Source organism: Shumkonia mesophila (assembly GCF_026163695.1).
Taxonomy (GTDB): Bacteria; Pseudomonadota; Alphaproteobacteria; order Rhodospirillales; family Shumkoniaceae; genus Shumkonia; species Shumkonia mesophila.
The window spans coordinates 40,226-57,388 of sequence record NZ_JAOTID010000006.1 but is presented as its reverse complement, the minus strand read 5'-3'; the positions used below and the strand labels follow the sequence as shown (position 1 = coordinate 57,388).

Below are 17,163 nucleotides of genomic sequence, written 5' to 3'. Positions count from 1 at the left end.
GGTCAGGGGCGCCGGTTTTTCCAAAATTCCTTAAGTCGAACGGCGCAATCGGCATTGAGCGCGCGTTCCGGCATGCGCCCCGCCAGAACCGCCCTGGTCTGCTCGACGCTGCTCATCGCCTGGGCATCGGCGTTGGCCGGCGTCAGGCCGCCCAGGTGCGGCGTCGCGGCGACGCCGGGCAGGCTGGCCAACTGCGGCGAGGGGCGCTGGTCGGCGGCCCGACCGACGTCAAGCGCCAGCTTGGCGATGTGGCCGGAACGGTAGGCGGCTTCCAGCGCCGCTTCGTCGATCAGGTTGCCGCGCGACACGTTGACGAAGACCACGCCCTTCTTCATCAGGGCGATTTCGCGCGCCCCGATCAGGTTCTCGGTCGTCTCGTTGGCGATGGCCAGCGGCAGCACGAAGTCGGATTCGCGAAGCAGGGTGTCCAAATCCACCTGGATCATGCCGGGGCGGTCGATCGTCTTGAAGGGGTCGCTGACCAGCACCTTCATGCCCAGCGACACCAGGATCTCGGCGAGCCGGCTGCCGACGGCGCCGAAGCCGATGACGCCCGCCGTGCTGCCGGCCAGTTGCAGGCCCATGTTGGAAGGCGGCACGCGTCCGGCCCGGTATTCCACGGTGGATTCCACGACGTCGCGGCAGACCGCCAGCATCAGGGCCAGCGCCATCTCGGCGGTGGCGTCGATGAAGGAAATCCCGGCGTTGGCGACCAGCACGCCGTTGCGCGACGCCGCCGCGATGTCGACGGTGCGCACGTCGAGCGCGCAGCGGAAATAGGCCATCAGCTCCGGCAGGCCGTCGAAAAGGGCGGCCTCGGCCGGCGGCGAGCGGTGCGAGACGATGATCTGGCAGCCCTTGGCCGCCTCGACGAACTCGGCCGTCGTCAGGTCGCGGTCCAGCGGGTTGAAGCGGACCTCGCCCAGCGCCTTGAGATGCGCCAGCGCGCGGCCGTAGTAGACCTCGCGATCCTCGGGGTTGTGGGCGAGAAAAATCCTGAGCGCGCCATCCATGCCTTGGGCCTCCCTTCAACGGCTGCGGGAAAGTGCCACCCGTTGGCGGCAGGGTCAAGGCGGACGGCGGCCCGTTCAAATTCTCCCTCTCCGCCCCCGGGGGCGGAGAGGGCAGGGTGAGGTGGGGGATTCCAGAGGCGGCGGTGCGAGCCCACCTCACCTTCCCGCGCCTACGGGCGCGGGCCCCTTCCTCTCCCCCCTGAAGGGCGGAGAGGGGAAAACGGAGGCCTATTCGAGGGCGCCGTGGCAGTGCTTGTATTTCTTGCCGGAGCCGCATGGGCAGGGGGCGTTGCGGGCCACCCGGCCCCAGGTCGCCGGGTCGGCGGGGTCGAGCGCGGCGGCGGCGCGGCGCGAGCGCACCGTGACGTCGCTGCCGGCGTCGGTGGCCGGGCGGGCCGATCCCTGCGCGAAGGCCGGGTCGTCCCGGGTTTCCACCATTTCCTGCTGGCTCCGCTGGGGCTCCAGTTCGGCCGGCGTCTCGAAGCGCAGCTCGACGTGCGACAGCACCATGGTCACCCGTTCGCGCAGGCGCACCAGCATGTCCTCGAACAGGTTGAAGGCCTCGCGCTTGTATTCGTTCAAGGGGTCGCGCTGGCCATAGGCGCGCAGCCCGATGCCCTGGCGCAGGTGGTCCAGCGTCAGCAGATGCTCTTTCCACATCTGGTCGAGGAGCTGCAGCAGCAGCGACTTCTCGACGTTGCGCATCACCTCGGGGCCGTAATGGGCGGCCTTCTCGGCCATCTTGCGGTCGGAGGCCTGGGTCAGGCGGTCGCGGATCTCGGTGTCGGCGATGCCCTCTTCCTTGGCCCAATCGGCGATCGGCAGGTCGAGGCCGAGCAGGCGGACGCACGCCTCGTGCAGGCCGCCGACGTCCCAGTTGTCGACATAGGCCTTCTCGGGGATGTGGCGGGCGACCAGGGCGTCGATCACCTCGTGGCGCATGTAGGCCACGTCGGCCGCCACGTCGACGGCGTCCATCTGCTCCTTGCGCTGCTCGTAGATGACCTTGCGCTGGTCGTTCATGACGTCGTCGAACTTGAGCAGGTTCTTGCGGATCTCGAAGTTCCTGGCCTCGACCTTCTGCTGGGCCTTCTCCAGCGCCTTGTTGACCCAGGGGTGGATGATGGCCTCGCCCTTTTCCAGGCCCAGCTTGCGCATCATGGTGTCGATGCGCTCGGACCCGAAGATGCGCATCAGGTCGTCTTCCAAGGACAGGAAGAACTTCGACGCTCCGGGGTCGCCCTGGCGGCCGGAACGGCCGCGCAGCTGGTTGTCGATGCGCCGGCTTTCGTGGCGCTCGGTGCCGATGACGAACAGGCCGCCGGCGGCGAGCACGATCTGGCGGGCAGCCTCGATTTCGGCGCGGATCTGATCGATCTTCTGCTGGCGCTGGGCCGGGTCCATGTCGGCGGGCAGTTCGTGACGGATGCGCATGTCGACATTGCCGCCCAGCTGGATGTCGGTGCCGCGGCCGGCCATGTTGGTGGCGATGGTCACCGCGCCAGGGGCGCCGGCCTGGGCGATGATGGACGCCTCGCGTTCGTGGTGGCGGGCGTTGAGCACGTTGTGCGGGATCTTCTTCTTCTTCAGCAGTTCCGAGAGGTGCTCGGACTTCTCGATGCTGACGGTGCCGACCAGGGCCGGCTGCTGGCGGGCGTAGCAGTCGGCGATGGTGGTGACGATGGCCTCGTTCTTTTCCTCGGCCGTGCGGTAGACCTCGTCGTCCTCGTCCTTGCGGATGCACGGCAGGTTGGTCGGGATGTCGATGACCTCGAGCTTGTAGATCTCCTGGAACTCGCCGGCCTCGGTCATGGCGGTGCCGGTCATGCCGGCCAGCTTGGGATAGAGGCGGAAATAGTTCTGGAAGGTGATCGAGGCCAGCGTCTGGTTCTCGTTCTGGACCTCGACGCCTTCCTTGGCCTCCAGCGCCTGGTGCAGGCCGTCGGAATAGCGCCGGCCTTCCATCATGCGGCCGGTGAACTCGTCGACGATGACGACCTTGCCGTCCTTGATCATGTAGTCGACGTCGCGGGTGAACAGCTTGTGCGCCCTAAGCGCCTGGTTGGCGTGATGGACCAGGGTGACGTTGTGCAGGTCGTAAAGGTTGCCGGTCTCCATCAGCTTGACGTCGCGCAGCAGCTGTTCCAGGTGCTCGTTGCCGGCCTCGGTGAAGGTGACCGCGCGCGCCTTTTCGTCCTTCTCGAAATCCTCGTCGGCCAGCTTGGGGATCAGCTTGTCGATGCGCTTGTAAAGCTCCGACGAATCCTCGGCCGGGCCGGAAATGATCAGCGGCGTGCGCGCCTCGTCGATCAGGATGCCGTCCACCTCGTCGACGATAGCATAGTTGAACGGCCGCTGGACCATGTCCTCCAGCCGGAACTTCATGTTGTCGCGCAGGTAGTCGAAGCCAAGCTCGTTGTTGGTGCCGTAGGTGACGTCGCAGGCGTAGTTCTGCCGGCGCTCGGCGTCGGAGAGGTCATGGACGATGACGCCGACCGTGAGGCCGAGGAAGCGATAGACCTGGCCCATCCACTCGGCGTCGCGCTTGGCCAGATAGTCGTTGACCGTCACCACGTGGGCGCCCTTGCCGCCCAGCGCGTTGAGGTAGATGGCCAGCGTCGCCACCAGGGTCTTGCCTTCGCCGGTCTTCATCTCGGCGATCTGGCCACGGTGCAGCACCATGCCGCCGACCAGCTGGACGTCGAAATGGCGCTGGCCCAGGGTGCGCTTGGATGCCTCGCGGACCGTCGCGAAGGCCTCGACCAGCAGGTCGTCCAGTTCCTCGCCATTGGCCAGGCGCTCGCGGAACCAGCCGGTGCGGGCCTTGAGTTCGTCGTCGCTGAGCGGCTCGATCTCGGGTTCGAGCGCGTTGATCGCGGCGACCTGCTTGTGAAGGCTTTTGACGTAACGGTCGTTGGCCGAGCCGAACAGCCGCCGGGCGATGGCACCGATCATAGAAAAAACCTCAGGAATCCGGACACCCGCGAAGTCGGGGTGACCCCGCGAAGCTTTGGGCAAGAGATAGAGCCCTGGGAAGGCTCTGTCAACGCGGCCGGCGCCGAACGGGGCCCCACAATGCCGTGATTTGGCGAAGCGCCGGGGGCATCCCAATATCCAAGGAGTGGGGGCGATGGGAATCGGGCGCGCCGCCCTTGCCGCGGCGCCGCCGTTGTGCATTATGCTGGAGGCCGGCCGGCCGAGGAAGCGGCCATGCGGATGCTTGCGTCCGGCGCAACAGAAGGATTCAACTGAATGCCGAGATTTCTTGCCGTGGCCCCCTGGGCGATTGCCGGTGCCTTCGTGCTTTTGCTGACGCCGGCCCGGGCGGCGGACGACCCGGTGGTCGCGACCGTCGACGGCGCCAGCATCCATCTTTCCGAGGTGGAGCGCATTCACAGCCAATTGCCCGAGCAATACCGAGCCTATCCACTGCAGATGCTGTTTCCCGACCTCCTCGACATGGTGGTCGACCGGCGCCTCGCCGCCGCCGCCGCCCGCAAGCAGGGCCTGGCCAGCGACCCCGAGGTCAAGTCGACGCTGGCGCGCGTCGAGGAAGACGTCCTGCAGCGCGCGCTGCTCACCCGCCACATCGAAAAGACGCTGACCGACGACGCGCTCAAGGCCCGCTACGAGAAGATGGTGGCCGACATGCCGGCCTCCGAACTGGTGCATGCCCGCCACATCCTGGTCGAATCCGAGGCCGAAGCCAAACGCGCCATCGAGGACCTGAAGAAAGGCGCGGACTTCGCCAAGCTGGCCGAGGAACGCTCCACCGGCCCCTCCAAGTCCAAGGGCGGCGACCTGGGCTTCTTCGGCAAGGACGAGATGGTCCCCGAATTCGCCGATGCCGCCTTCAAGCTCAAGCCCGGCGAGACCACCCAGCAGCCGGTGCAGACCCAGTTCGGCTGGCACGTGATCAAGGTCGAGGAGCGCAAGGCCGCCGAGGCGCCCAGCTTCGAGGACTCCCGCGAGGAGTTGAAGGCCGAAATGTCGCGCGACATCGGCATCTCCTTCGTCAAGGACCTGCGCGACAAGTCCAAGGTCGAGCGCTTCAACATGGATGGCACGCCGATGCAGCCGGCCAAGCCGGAAGCCCCGGCCACGCCGGAAACCCCGGCCAAGAAATAGGCCGGGCAGGGAGGAACGGCGCCGGGCCGGAGGTCGATCGGCCGGACCCGGCGCGCCGCACGCGAATGGAAAAACCATGACCAAGACATCGCCTCTGGCTCCGGACCGTTTTCCGGACATGCCGGCCGTCGCCGGCGTGACGCTGGCCGTCGCCGCCAGCGGGGTCAAATACAAGGGCCGCGACGACCTGCTGGTCGTCGAACTGGCGCCCGGCACCACGGTGGCCGGGACCTTCACCCGCTCGCTGACCGCCGCCGCGCCCGTCGAGTGGTGCCGCGAGATCGTGCAGGGCGGCAGCGCCCGCGTTCTGGTGGTCAACACCGGCAACGCCAACGCCTTTACCGGGAAAGTGGGGACCAAGGCGGTGGCCGACGTGGCCCGTGCCGCCGCCAGGCTGTTTTCCTGCCACGAGGACGAGGTGTTCGCCGCCTCGACCGGCGTCATCGGCGCGCCCTTGGACCCGACGCCCATTCTCAACGCCCTGCCCGAGGTGCGCCGCCGCCTGGCCGCTCCGGGCTGGCTGACGGCCGCCAACGCCATCAAGACCACCGACACCTTCCCCAAGGGCTCGGTGCGCACGGCCGTCATCGGCGGCGCCGAGGTGACGATCTGCGGCATCGCCAAGGGCGCCGGCATGATTGCGCCGGACATGGCGACCATGCTGGGCTTCGTCTTCACCGACGCGGCGATCCCGGCCAAGGTTTTGCAGGACATTCTGCGCCCGGCCGTCGAACGCTCGTTCAACAGCATCACGGTCGACGGCGATACCTCGACCAACGACACCGTGCTGCTGTTCGCCACCGGCAAGATCGACCATGCGCCGGTGCGCGCCGCCGGCGACGCCAAACTCAGGGATTTCAAGCGCAAGCTCGAAGAGGTGCTGGTCGACCTCGCCCGCCAGATCATCCGTGACGGCGAGGGGGCGTCGAAGTTCGTCACTGTGTCGGTTACGGGCGCCGCCAGCCCGCGGGCGGCCCGGCGCATCGCCTTTACCATCGCCAACTCGCCGCTGGTCAAGACGGCGATCGCGGGGCAGGACGCCAACTGGGGGCGCATCGTCATGGCGGTGGGCAAGGCCGGCGAGAAGGCCGACCGCGACAAGCTGGAGATCCGCATCGGCGGCATCCTGATCACCGCCAAGGGGGGCCTGGTTCCCGGCTATGACGAGGCGCCGGTGGCCGCCCACATGAAGGGCCTCGAGATCGACATCGCCGTCGACGTCGGCATCGGGCGCGGCCAGGCCACGGTGTGGACCTGCGATTTGACCCACGAGTACATCAACATCAATGCCGACTACCGGTCCTGAACGGGGCTGTTCGGCCCCGCCTTCGGCGCGGGCCTGGGGCGGGGCGCCCATCGCCACCGCCCGCCTGCGCCTGCGGCCGCCGGCGGCGGAGGACGGGCCGGCCCTGATGGCGCTGGCCGGCGAGTGGGAGGTGGCGCGCTTCACCGCCTTCATCCCCCACCCCTACGCCGAATCCGACGCCCGCGAGTTCATCGCCACAGCGGCGGCCAAGCGCGCCCACCGCCAGGAGGCCATCTTCGTTCTGGAGCGCCGCGCCGAGGGCGACGTCATCGGCGCCGTCGGCGTCGCCGTCGACGGGGCGGCGGGCGGCGAGGTCGGCTATTGGGTCGGCAAGCCCCACTGGGGGCGGGGCTACGCCGCCGAGGCGGTGAAGGGCCTGCTCGGCCTCGCCTTCGACGGCCTCGGGCTCGAACGCGTCGGCGCCGCCGTCATGAAGGAAAACGCCGCCTCGGCCCGGGTCCTGGAAAAGGCCGGCTTCGCCCGCCGGGGCGAGGGAACCGGAAGTTGCTGCCAGGGCCGTTGCGCCGGGCGCGCGACCGTGGCCTTCGAGATGACGGCCGAGGCCTGGCGGACGGCCCGCGCCGCCCGGCTCACCCTCCTGGTGGTCGCCGTGGCGCTGATCGACGCCGACGGCCGCGTGTTGATCGCCAGGCGCCCGCCCGGCAAGAGCATGGCCGGCCTGTGGGAATTCCCGGGTGGCAAGGTGCACGCCGGCGAAACGCCCGAGGCGGCCCTGGTGCGCGAGCTTAACGAGGAACTCGGCATCGACATCACCGAAAGCTGCCTCGCCCCCTTCACCTTCGCCTCGCACGCCTACGCCGACTTCCACCTGCTGATGCCGCTCTATCTGTGCCGGGTGTGGACGGGGGACCTCACCCCGCGCGAGGGCCAGGCCCTCAAGTGGGTGCAGCCGACCGCGCTGCGCGACTACCCGATGCCGCCGGCCGACGAGCCGCTGGTGGCGATGCTGCGCGATTTCCTCTAATTCTATTTCGGGGACGCCATACTTAATTCATCGCGATATGGCGGATCGCTTTCGACGAGACATTCAGTGAATTAAGTATGCTGTCCCCAAAATAGAAAGGTGAATTAAGTATGGCGTCCCCGAAATATACCCTCGTCACCGCCTGTCTCGTCATTATCGGCAGCGAGGTGCTGTCGGGGCGCACGCGCGACGCCAACCTGCAATACCTGGGGCAGCGCCTGAACCAGCGTGGCATCCGGCTCACCGAGGCCCGGGTCATCCCGGACGTTCCCGACGTCATTGTCGCCACGCTCAACGAATGCCGGGCCAAATTCGATTACGTCTTCACCACCGGGGGCATCGGGCCGACCCACGACGACATCACGGCGGCCTGCGTGGCCCGGGCCTTCGGGGTGGCGCTGGAGCGCAACGCGGAAGCCCGCCGGATGCTCAGGCGCAACTACCAATCCGATGCCGAGCTCACCGAGGCCCGCCTCAAGATGACCGAGATCCCGGCCGGCGCCAGCCTGATCGAGAACCCGGTCAGCCACGCGCCGGGCTTTCGCATGGAGAACGTCTTCGTCTTCGCCGGCATCCCGCGCATCATGCAGGCCATGTTCGAGGTCATCGTCGATACCCTCGAAGGCGGCGCCCCGGTGCTGTCGAAGGCGGTCACCGCCCGCCTGCCCGAAGGCATCCTGGGCGGCCCGCTGGCCGACATCCAGAAGCGCTTCCCCGACGTCGAGATCGGCAGCTATCCCTTCAGTCGCGACGGTATGCACGGCGCCAGCCTGGTGATGCGCGGCACCGACGCGGCCCGGCTGGAGGAAACCGCCGCCGCCATCCGCCAGATGGTCCGCGACCTCGGCTGCGAACCGATCGACGCCGACATGGCGTAGCCGGCGGACTTGCCGGACTCGGCAGATCCCTTCGCGAGCCACCCAGACAGCCTTGGTTGAGATTTATAAGTAAATGACGGGAAGTGCCCGGAATCAGATTAAAGTTTTTCATCTTATTAACATCGTTTTAATACGACGTTTTTGACGGTTAACATTTTAATACGGATCTAAATTATCAAGATGCCAACTCTGATGCTTTTCAACACTCATATACTTACCGTCATCAATGCAATTTGATTTGGCATAGCTTCCGAAACGCCTAAAATCTCCTGCCGGGATCCGCATTTGGCCATTCCGTCGGAGGAGACACATGAACGACACGCTGGAATCCGCCCCCGGCACGACCACCGTGTGGAAAGACACCACGGTCTTCGGCATCGGCGGCTGGCTGCTCTTTTCCCCAATGGTCCTCGACCTGAACTCCAGTGCCATGGACATGTTCGTCACCGTCGGCGCCGGCGTCGTCATGGCCGGCCTCGCCGCGATCGCGCTCAGCAAGGATCGTCCCTGGGTGGAAGGGGCCATCGTTGTCTGGGGCGCCGTCTTGGCGGCGCTTCCGTGGGCACTGGGCTTCGTCTTGCAGGCGGCCGTCATCAACGCGGTGGCCTGCGGCGTCCTGACGATCGCCTTGGCGGCATGGCGGGTCTACGACCTTTGCGTCCGGCGCGCCGCCGAGCCGGCGGCCTCCGTCGCGGCGAATCCGGCCGACGCTGGCGCGGACGACAAGCGCCGGGCGGCCTGAGCCCCGGCGCCACCGGCCTGGCCGGCCCGTGACGGATCCGGCCGCCCTCGCTCCAACGATCTCTTGCCTAATGCCGCCGCCCGGCGGCTATGATGGCCGGGTGGTGTTTGCGGCGGAAAGGATGTGCCGTGGGCGATGAGTTGGCCTCGGGCCCTGGCAGCGAACCGGGCACGGGTCCCGAGGGGAGCCTGCTGGTCTGCGTGGGCGAGGGATCGGATGGGGCCGGCATTGTCGAGGCCGGCCGGCGGCTGGCCGAGCGGTTGCGGGCGCCCTGGACCGTGCTTCACGTTTCGACCGCTGGGGACGATGGCCTGAGCGAGGAGGAGAAGGACCGCATCGCCGCCGCCCTCGGCCTGGCCGGGCGCCTGGGCGCAGGCACGGTGACGCTGCCGGCGCAGGCCGACGTCGCCGGCGAGATTCTCGGGTACGCGGCGGCCCATTCGGTGACCACCCTGGTGCTGGGCCGGCCCCGCCGCGGCCGGCGGCGCGGGCCGTTCGGAGAGCCGGTGGCGGCCGGCGTGGTGCGCCAGGCCGAAGGCTTCGAGGTCGTCCTCGTGCCCCGCCAGGCGGCGCCCCGGCCATCGCCGGCCAACCGGCCGAAGCCGGCGCCGGCGCGCCGGATGTCGTGGCACGATTTCGCCTGGGCCAATGCCGGGGTCGCCGCGGCGACGGTGGCGGCGGCGGCGTTGGAAAACATGTTCTCCAGCCCGCACCTGTCGCTCATCCTGCTGACGGCGGTGCTGCTGATCGCGGCGCGCCTCGGCGTATGGCCGGCCCTGTACGCCAGCGGCCTCAGCTTCCTCGCCTTCGCCTTCTTCTTCGCGCCGCCCTATTATTCTCTGCTGGCGATGAACCCGCAGGACGTCGTCACGCTGACGCTGTTCCTGCTGGTCGCCACGCTGACCGGCAACCTGGCCGGGCGCTTGAAGCGCCAAGTCGATTCGCTGCACGCTGCGGCGCGCACCACCACCAACCTTTACGAGCTGAGCCGCAAGGTCGCCGCCGCCGGCTCGCTCGACGACGTGGTCCGGGCCGCCGTCGAGCATATCGCCTCAGCGCTGGAATGCCGCTCGCTGATCCTGCTGCCGCAGGGGGGCGCCTTGGCGGTCGCCCACGCCTTCCCGCCCGACCACCGCCTCGATCCCGCCGATCGCCCCGCCGCCGAACGGACCTGGCGGGAGTCCGAGGCGCCCGGGGTCGAGGCCGGCGGCGTGGCGGCGGGGGAAACGTCGTTCGTGGCGCTGCGCACGCGCCGGGGGACCGTCGGCGTGCTCGGCCTCGGCTTCGAGGGCCGCCCGCCGCTGACGACCGAACAGCGGAGGCTCTTGTACGCTATGGCCGACCAAGTGGCGGTGGCCATCGAGCGCACGCTCCTGATGATGGACATCGAGGAAACCCGGTTTCGCAACGAGACGGAGCACTTGAGGGCGGCGCTGCTGTCATCGGTGTCGCACGACCTCAAGACGCCGCTCGTCTCCATCATCGGGTCGGCCACCGCGCTGGGCGACGCCACCGTCAAGTTGCCCGATGACTCGCGCCGCAGCCTCATCCAGGCGATCCTGGAAGAGGCCCAACGCCTGCACCGCTTCGTGCAGAACCTGCTCGACATGACGCGCTTGAGCTACGGGAAGCTCACGATCAGCCGGCGATGGTGCGACCTGGGCGAGATCGTCAGCCGGGCGCGCCGCCAGACCGAGAAGGTGCTGGCCTGCCACCGGCTCGACATGCGCCTGCCGAACGACCTTCCCGAAATCCTCGTCGATCCGGTGCTGATCGAGCATGTGCTGGTCAACCTCTTGGACAACGCCGCCAAGTACGCGCCGGCCGGCAGCCGCGTCGAGATCGCGGCCGGTTCAGGGGCAGGCCGCATCGCGCTCAGTGTGACCGACGAGGGGCCGGGCATCCCCGAGGCCGAGCGCGAGGCGGTATTCGACCAGTTCTACCGGGCCCGCGCCGAGGACCGGCAGACCGCTGGCACCGGATTGGGCCTATCGATCTGCCGGGGGCTCGTGGACGCCCACGGCGGCACGATTGCCATCTCCGCCGGCCCTGGCGGCAAGGGCGCGTGCGTGACGGTGACGCTGCCGCTTGGGGCGGGGGGGCAGGGCGCGCCCGGGCACGAAGGGCTGACGAAAGAAGAGCTTGAACCATGACCGCACCGGCAAACCGCATCCTCGTCGTCGACGACGAACCGCAGATCCGCAAGTTCCTGGACATCATCCTCAAGGCCGGCGGCTACGACGTCGAGCAGGCGGCGAACGGCGAGAAGGCGCTCGAGGCCTGCGCGCTGAAGCCGCCCGATCTGGTGATCCTCGACCTCGGCCTGCCCGGCATCAGTGGGCACGACGTCATCGCTGCCGTTCGCGAATGGTCGCAGGTGCCGATCATCGTGCTTTCGGTGCGCGAGGCAGAATCCGAAAAGATCAAGGCGCTTGACCTCGGCGCCGTCGACTATGTCACCAAGCCGTTCGCCGCCGGCGAGCTGATGGCCCGTGTTCGCGCCGCCCTGCGCGGCCGGGCCGAGCCCGCCCACGAGAAATGGTTCGCCGAGATCGGGGATCTGCGCATCGACCTGCCGGTGCGCCGCGTCACGCTGGCGGGCCGCGAAATCCGCCTCAGCCGGCGGGAGTTCGACGTGCTGTGGTACTTGGCCCGCCACGCCGACAGGATCGTCACCCACCAGCAGTTGCTGCGCGAGGTGTGGGGCCCTGGGCAGGAGCATGAGACCCACTACCTGCGGGTCTACATCCGGCATTTGCGCCAGAAGCTCGGCGACGATTCCGCCAATCCGCGCTACATCGACAACGAGCCGGGTGTTGGCTACCGGCTGCTGGTTCCGCCCGAGGGGTCGTGAAACGGCCGGGGCCGGGGGCGCCTTGGCGTCGGCGCCGCCCGCCCGGACAGGCTCAGGCCGCCTGACGCGGCTGGCTTGCGGCCACTTTGGCCGGCTCGGCGGCCGGCTGGTTGCGGAGTTGGTAGACCCTCAGCGCCGCCAGGGCGACGACGGCAATGCCGCACGCGGTCGCGTTGATGATCGCGGTCTTCATGGCGAAGCCGAGAACCCACGGGGCGATCGCCAGGGCGGCGCCGGTGACGATGACGGCCCACTTGAGCCATACTGCGTTCGAGCGCATGGAGCCACCGCCCAGCACGATCAGGGCCAATCCGGCGATGACGGTGGTGGCGGTGTCCAGGACGGCCATGTTGATTTCCAGGGTCGGTGGGCTGAACGTCAGCCAACCGCCGACGATCAGGACGGCCACGTCCTCCCAGGCTGCGTGCGCGCGGGGGGCGGTTTCGGGGGTGTCGGTCATCGGATATCTCCCATAAGGGGTTGTTCAAAGCGGGAAGGCATGGGGCGGTTGGGGCGGCCCGCTCAGGCGGCCCGCTGCGCCACCTCGCCGTCGGCCACGGTCGCGACGGTCTCTGCCGAGCCGAGTGCACGGCGCTCGAAGGCGCGCAGCTGCCGCCGGGCGAGCCAGTAGGCGACAACGACGGCGCCGATCGGGACCAGGTCGAAAAGCGGAAACGGCTTGCCTTGCAGGCTGACGAAGTATTGGCCCAGCATGAAAAGGGCGATGGTGAAGCCATTGGCGAGCGACGAGGACAGGAGAACCTGCAGGCCCTTGCGCTGCCGCAGCCACAGGGGCGTGGACGGCAGCCGGTAATAGACGAGCGAGCCTTCGACGGAAAGAAAGGTAGCGGTGGCGACAAGGATCGCGAGCATTCCAAGCATGATAGGCCCCATGGATCGTGTCGGTGTCGGCAGGCCCGGTCGTTCTACGGCCGACCGTGAAGGAAGAAAACCGCGCCCGTGGGGAATCTATCGAAATTAGAGGGGATTGCTAATTAAAATGCATTGATGCTGATGTAATATCGACAAATATTAAAAATAAACGAAAGAAATTTTGGCATTGATAATAATATATATCTCGTTAGTGTTCAGCAATGCTGCGTTAAAACTGCGTTAAAGTGGCATTTTTCAGAATTTAGTCGTTTTAAAATGGGACCAATCACTTGGCATCCCTGCGATAGGGGGCGGATGTGGCCGGAACAAGTCCATGACGAGGGTGGTTGAGTGGCGGTCGTTCCCTTCCCCGTCAAGCCCGGCCACGACGATAGAAGGAGCCATCCATATACTTGACTAAAGCAATAAATTATATGACAAAAGCAATTATATCCGGCGAATGGAGGCAAGCCATGGCGGCGTCGGTTGCCGAAGGGCAGGTTGCGGCGGTGCGCCGGTTCAACCGGTTCTACACCCAGCGCATCGGCGTGCTCGAAGAGGGGCTGCTGAACAGCGCCTTTTCGCTGACCGAGGCGCGCGTGCTCTATGAACTGGCCAACCGGGAAAATCCGGCCGCCGCCGATCTTTGCCGCGATCTCGGCTTCGATGCCGGCTATCTCAGCCGCATCCTCGGGCGCCTCGTCCGCCGGGGGCTGCTGACGAAAAGCGCGGGGCAAACCGATGGCCGCCGCCGCCGCCTGGCGCTGACCGAGGCCGGGCGGGCCGCCTTCGCCACGCTCGATGGCGCCTCGCGCCAGCAGGTCGCCGCCCTGCTGGGCGGCCTGTCGCCGGCCGGGCGCGAGCGGCTGTTGGCGGCCATGGCCAGCGTCGCCAGACTGCTGGGCGGCCAGCCGGCGGGCGCCGTGTCCTATATTCTGCGGCCGCCCCGTTCCGGCGATCTCGGCCGCGTGGTATCCCGCCACGGGGCGCTGTATGCCGGGGAATACGGCTGGGATGAAAGCTTCGAGGTCCTGGTCGCCGGCATCGTCGCCGACTTCGCCAAAAACCAGGACCCCAAGCGCGAGCGCTGCTGGATCGCCGAAGTGGACGGCGAGGCCATCGGCGCCGTCTTCCTGGTCCGTCAGTCCGACGAGGTGGCCAAGCTGCGCCTGCTTTACGTCGAGCCCGAGGCGCGCGGGCTGGGCATCGGCGCCCGCCTGGTCGAGGAGGCCGTCCGCTTCGCCCGCCAGGCCGGCTACGCCACCCTGACCTTGTGGACCAACGACATCCTGACGGCCGCCCGCCGCCTTTACGAGGCGGCCGGGTTCAGGTTGATCCGCGAGGAGCCTCACCATTCCTTCGGCCACGATCTGGTCGGCCAGTACTGGGAACTCGGCCTCGTCTCCCACTGATCCGCCCGCCCTGGTAAACGGGAACCGCCTTCCCATCTGAAAGCAATGGGGGGCGGCAAGGCCGCCTTCCGCAGCGGCAGGGATGGGGTCGTCGCCATGCGGGGGCGCACTCTTCTGGCTTTCATGGTCGGGTGCGGGCTGGGCCTGCTGGCGGCCGGCCCGGCGGCGGCCGAGAAGGTCGATCTCGAATTGGTGCTGGCCGTCGACGTCTCGGGCTCCATGGACCCGCAGGAACTGCAGATCCAGCGCGACGGTTACGTGGCGGCGCTGGCTCACCCCGAGGTGGTCAACGCCATCCGCGGGGGCTACGCCGGCAGGATCGCCGTCGTCTACGTGGAGTGGGCCGGGCCGGGCTCGCAGGTCGTCACCGTGCCGTGGGCGGCCGTTCACGATACCGCCAGTGCGCAGGCCTTTGCCGCCGCGGTTGCCGCCGCCCCGGTGGCGCGCATTCGCGGCACCTCGATCTCGGGCAGCCTCGCCTTCACGTCGGGCCTGTTCGAGGCCAACGGCTTCGAGGGGACGCGGCGGGTCATCGACATTTCGGGCGACGGCCCCAACAACATGGGGGTGCCGGTGGAACCGGTGCGCGACCGCGTGATCGCCCAGGGCATCGTCATCAACGGCCTGCCGCTCTTGATCCGGCCCAGCATGGCGTCGGCCTACGGCGACGTCGGGCTGGAGGATTATTACCGCGACTGCGTGATCGGCGGCCCTGGCGCCTTCGTGGTGGCGGTCCAGGACATGGGCCGCTTCGCAGACGCGGTGCGCCGCAAACTGGTCTTCGAGATCGCCGGCGGGCCTCCCCGCGTCATCCCGGCGGCCTTCCGCCCCGTCCGCGGGAAAAGCGACTGCCTGATCGGCGAGAAGCTGTGGGGCCGCTGGATGCAGAACCGGGAGTAGGGGCCTACCCGCCGATCTTGCCCTTGATGAGCACGGGCGCCTTCGGCTTGCGGATCACGAAGAAATAGAAGAAGACGACGGTCAGGACGAGGAACACCAAGCTGTCCGGGCTGGTCAGGAAGATCATCGGATTGCCGTCCTCGAGCGACAGGCCGCGTCGGAAGTACAGCTCCAGGTCCGGCCCGAGAATGAAGCCGAGCAGCATGGACACGGTGGGATACTCCTGCTTGCGCAGGAAATAGGCGATCACCCCGAAGGCCAGGGTCAGCGACATCTGGAAGATCGAGAACGTCGCCACATAGCCGCCGACCACGGCGACGACGGCGATGCCGGAATAGAGCACCGCCTTGTTGATGCTCACGATCTTGATGAAGTAGGGGCCCAGCGCGAACAGCGTCAGCGGAATGAGGACCAGCGCGCTGACGAAGAGCGACGCGAACATCGGGGAAATCAGGTCGAACTGGTTGGCGAACAGCATCGGTCCCGGCTGCAGGCCGTTGATGACGAGCACGCCCAGCACGATGGCGGTGGTCGGATCGCCGGGGATGCCGAAGGTCAGCATGGGGACGAAGGCGCCGCCGCACATCGAGTTGTTGGCCGATTCGGCGGCGGCGATCCCCTCGATCGATCCGTCGCCGAACTTCTCCGGCCGCCGGGAGGCGCGCATCGCCTCGGCATAGGACACGAACGCCGCCATCGAGCCGCCGGCCCCGGGCAGCACCCCGATCAGAAAGCCGATGAGCGAGCTTTTGAGGTAGGTGAAAAGCCCGATCTCGCGAATGTCGGCCAGGGTCGGCAGGAAATCGCGCCGGCGGATCTTCGCCTCCGCGCCCTCGGCGATGACGGCCTCGTGGTGGTTTCGCTCGGACTGGATCAGCAACTCGCTGATGGCGAAGGTGCCGATGATCAGCGGCATCATGTTGATGCCTTCGACGAACAGGTCGATCCCGAAGGTGAACCGGGCGACCGGTTCCATGACGTCGATGCCGACGGTGGCGATCATGACGCCGAGAACGGTGGCGATGGTTCCTTTGGCGAAGGACTTCCGGCTCGCGATGACAATGACGATGAGGGCGAACAGGATCAGCGAGAACTTGCCGGGCGTGCGGATGAGCAGCGCCAGCTTCACCATCAGCGGCGCCACGAACATGAGCAGAAGGGCGCCGATCACGCCGCCCACCATCGAGCCCAGCGCGGCGTGGCCGAGCGCCTTGGCGCCCAGGCCCCTCTTCATCAGCGGCGACCCCTCGAGGCAGGTCATCATGTTGGCGGGGGCGCCGGGAATGTTGATGGTGATGGCGGTGATGCTGCCGGCATACATGCCGGCCATGAAGATGGACGCGCACATCACCAGCGCGACGACGACGTCGAGGCTGTAGGTCAAGGGCAGCAGCAGCGCGATGGCCAGGGCCGACGTCAACCCGGGCACGGCGGCGAAAAAGGTGCCGATCAGGAAGCCGATGACCATGGCGACAAAGGTCATGGGCTCGGCGAGGGCGGCAAAGCCGTTGAGCACTCCAAGCAGCGATTCCATTTAGATGATCCCGCCGAGTTTCGGCAGCCGGATGCGGAAGATTTCCGAGAACAGGACGAAGCAGGCCCCGGCGATGAGAAGAGCCCACAAAACGGTGACGAAGACGTTCCGGGCCTTGAACCGGAAGACGTAAAGCAGGGCCAGGACATAGGCCGTCGTCGACAGGAAGTACCCGGCCGGCTGGAAAAGCGCGATGTAGCCGACGGTCACCAGGACGACCTTGATCGGCTCGGCGAGCGCCACCGCTTCGCCCTTTTTCTTCCGGCCCTTGAGGGAGCTCCACAGAAGAGACGCCAGGGCGGCCAGCATGACCGCCGAAATGACGATCGGAAAGAACGACGGGCCCGCCGTCCCCTCCTGGAAGGGGCGCAGCGTGCGCAGGGCTTCGATCGAATAGGCCACGGAGGCGACGATAAGGACGACGGGAAGAACGACCTCCCCGCCGAGCGCGGTTTTCGGCTTTTCGTTCAAGGCACCATCTCCCGAAAGCAGAAAGGAGGCCCCACCCCCGCGAAAGGGGGACGGGGCCCGTTCAGCC

The 17,163-nt window shown here is 67.4% G+C and carries 15 protein-coding genes and 1 pseudogene; 10 read left to right on the top strand and 6 right to left on the bottom strand.

Translation table 11 applies throughout. The features are described 5' to 3' along the window. Positions 1-2: 2 nt before the first annotated feature. The gene (locus tag ODR01_RS11660) at positions 3-1,013 is read right to left on the bottom strand and encodes an NAD(P)-dependent oxidoreductase (protein ID WP_316977831.1); all 1,011 of its coding nucleotides are present in this window, start codon (positions 1,011-1,013) and stop codon (positions 3-5) included. Positions 1,014-1,241: 228 nt separating this feature from the next. After that, a complete protein-coding gene (secA, locus tag ODR01_RS11655) occupies positions 1,242-3,968 on the bottom strand; it encodes a preprotein translocase subunit SecA (RefSeq protein ID WP_316977830.1) in 2,727 nt (908 codons plus the stop codon). Between the two features lie 297 nt (positions 3,969-4,265). Here secA and ODR01_RS11650 point away from each other — a divergent pair, with 297 nt between their 5' ends. From ODR01_RS11650 to ODR01_RS11620, 8 genes and pseudogenes are all read left to right on the top strand, one after another. After that, positions 4,266-5,141: a peptidylprolyl isomerase gene (locus tag ODR01_RS11650; protein ID WP_316977829.1), complete on the top strand. Its 876-nt coding sequence runs from the start codon at positions 4,266-4,268 to the stop codon at positions 5,139-5,141. A gap of 76 nt (positions 5,142-5,217) precedes the next feature. Continuing rightward, a complete protein-coding gene (gene argJ, locus ODR01_RS11645) occupies positions 5,218-6,447 on the top strand; it encodes a bifunctional glutamate N-acetyltransferase/amino-acid acetyltransferase ArgJ (RefSeq protein WP_316977828.1) in 1,230 nt (409 codons plus the stop codon). After that, positions 6,428-6,913 (top strand): annotated as a pseudogene (locus ODR01_RS25365) (GNAT family N-acetyltransferase); the annotation flags it as partial. The gene argJ and the pseudogene ODR01_RS25365, both read left to right, overlap by 20 nt. Before the next feature lie 84 nt (positions 6,914-6,997). Next, positions 6,998-7,432 carry an 8-oxo-dGTP diphosphatase MutT gene (mutT, locus tag ODR01_RS25360; protein WP_449441451.1) on the top strand — a complete coding sequence of 145 codons (435 nt, stop codon included), beginning with the start codon at positions 6,998-7,000 and terminating at the stop codon, positions 7,430-7,432. 110 nt (positions 7,433-7,542) lie between these two features. Next, complete coding sequence (locus ODR01_RS11635) at positions 7,543-8,310, top strand: competence/damage-inducible protein A (protein WP_316977826.1); 768 nt, start codon at positions 7,543-7,545, stop codon at positions 8,308-8,310. Positions 8,311-8,620: 310 nt separating this feature from the next. After that, positions 8,621-9,052: an SPW repeat domain-containing protein gene (locus ODR01_RS11630; RefSeq protein ID WP_316977825.1), complete on the top strand. Its 432-nt coding sequence runs from the start codon at positions 8,621-8,623 to the stop codon at positions 9,050-9,052. A 128-nt stretch (positions 9,053-9,180) separates the two neighbouring features. Further along, positions 9,181-11,205: an ATP-binding protein gene (locus ODR01_RS11625; RefSeq protein WP_316977824.1), complete on the top strand. Its 2,025-nt coding sequence runs from the start codon at positions 9,181-9,183 to the stop codon at positions 11,203-11,205. Continuing rightward, positions 11,202-11,906: a response regulator transcription factor gene (locus ODR01_RS11620; RefSeq protein ID WP_316977823.1), complete on the top strand. Its 705-nt coding sequence runs from the start codon at positions 11,202-11,204 to the stop codon at positions 11,904-11,906. The genes ODR01_RS11625 and ODR01_RS11620 overlap by 4 nt, the downstream gene beginning before the upstream one ends. A gap of 52 nt (positions 11,907-11,958) precedes the next feature. On the opposite strand, the gene ODR01_RS11615 is transcribed toward ODR01_RS11620, so the two are convergent. Further along, positions 11,959-12,366 (bottom strand): SPW repeat domain-containing protein, encoded by a 408-nt coding sequence (locus tag ODR01_RS11615; protein WP_316977822.1) that lies wholly within the window; start codon positions 12,364-12,366, stop codon positions 11,959-11,961. A gap of 62 nt (positions 12,367-12,428) precedes the next feature. Beyond that, positions 12,429-12,788 (bottom strand): hypothetical protein, encoded by a 360-nt coding sequence (locus tag ODR01_RS11610; protein ID WP_316977821.1) that lies wholly within the window; start codon positions 12,786-12,788, stop codon positions 12,429-12,431. A gap of 464 nt (positions 12,789-13,252) precedes the next feature. On the opposite strand from ODR01_RS11610, the gene ODR01_RS11605 reads away from it, so the two are divergent. Then, positions 13,253-14,191: a bifunctional helix-turn-helix transcriptional regulator/GNAT family N-acetyltransferase gene (locus tag ODR01_RS11605; RefSeq protein WP_316977820.1), complete on the top strand. Its 939-nt coding sequence runs from the start codon at positions 13,253-13,255 to the stop codon at positions 14,189-14,191. A 45-nt stretch (positions 14,192-14,236) separates the two neighbouring features. Next, on the top strand, positions 14,237-15,091 hold the full coding sequence (locus ODR01_RS11600; protein WP_316977819.1) for a DUF1194 domain-containing protein: 855 nt from the start codon (positions 14,237-14,239) through the stop codon (positions 15,089-15,091). Positions 15,092-15,095: 4 nt separating this feature from the next. On the opposite strand, the gene ODR01_RS11595 is transcribed toward ODR01_RS11600, so the two are convergent. Continuing rightward, on the bottom strand, positions 15,096-16,625 hold the full coding sequence (locus ODR01_RS11595) for a tripartite tricarboxylate transporter permease (RefSeq protein WP_316977818.1): 1,530 nt from the start codon (positions 16,623-16,625) through the stop codon (positions 15,096-15,098). Then, entirely contained in the window at positions 16,626-17,096 is a 471-nt protein-coding gene (locus tag ODR01_RS11590; protein WP_316977817.1) for a tripartite tricarboxylate transporter TctB family protein, read from the bottom strand. Positions 17,097-17,163: the final 67 nt, after the last annotated feature.

Bases quoted from the DNA above. Each gene is read 5' to 3' on its own strand.
- argJ (WP_316977828.1), top strand. From the start codon at position 5,218: ATGACCAAGACATCGCCTCTGGCTCCGGACCGTTTTCCGGACATGCCG.
- ODR01_RS11610 (WP_316977821.1), bottom strand. From the start codon at position 12,788: ATGCTTGGAATGCTCGCGATCCTTGTCGCCACCGCTACCTTTCTTTCC.
- ODR01_RS11605 (WP_316977820.1), top strand. From the start codon at position 13,253: ATGGCGGCGTCGGTTGCCGAAGGGCAGGTTGCGGCGGTGCGCCGGTTC.
- mutT (WP_449441451.1), top strand. From the start codon at position 6,998: ATGACGGCCGAGGCCTGGCGGACGGCCCGCGCCGCCCGGCTCACCCTC.
- ODR01_RS11635 (WP_316977826.1), top strand. From the start codon at position 7,543: ATGGCGTCCCCGAAATATACCCTCGTCACCGCCTGTCTCGTCATTATC.
- ODR01_RS11660 (WP_316977831.1), bottom strand. From the start codon at position 1,013: ATGGATGGCGCGCTCAGGATTTTTCTCGCCCACAACCCCGAGGATCGC.
- ODR01_RS11615 (WP_316977822.1), bottom strand. From the start codon at position 12,366: ATGACCGACACCCCCGAAACCGCCCCCCGCGCGCACGCAGCCTGGGAG.
- ODR01_RS11650 (WP_316977829.1), top strand. From the start codon at position 4,266: ATGCCGAGATTTCTTGCCGTGGCCCCCTGGGCGATTGCCGGTGCCTTC.
- ODR01_RS11600 (WP_316977819.1), top strand. From the start codon at position 14,237: ATGGGGGGCGGCAAGGCCGCCTTCCGCAGCGGCAGGGATGGGGTCGTC.
- ODR01_RS11595 (WP_316977818.1), bottom strand. From the start codon at position 16,625: ATGGAATCGCTGCTTGGAGTGCTCAACGGCTTTGCCGCCCTCGCCGAG.
- ODR01_RS11630 (WP_316977825.1), top strand. From the start codon at position 8,621: ATGAACGACACGCTGGAATCCGCCCCCGGCACGACCACCGTGTGGAAA.
- ODR01_RS11620 (WP_316977823.1), top strand. From the start codon at position 11,202: ATGACCGCACCGGCAAACCGCATCCTCGTCGTCGACGACGAACCGCAG.
- secA (WP_316977830.1), bottom strand. From the start codon at position 3,968: ATGATCGGTGCCATCGCCCGGCGGCTGTTCGGCTCGGCCAACGACCGT.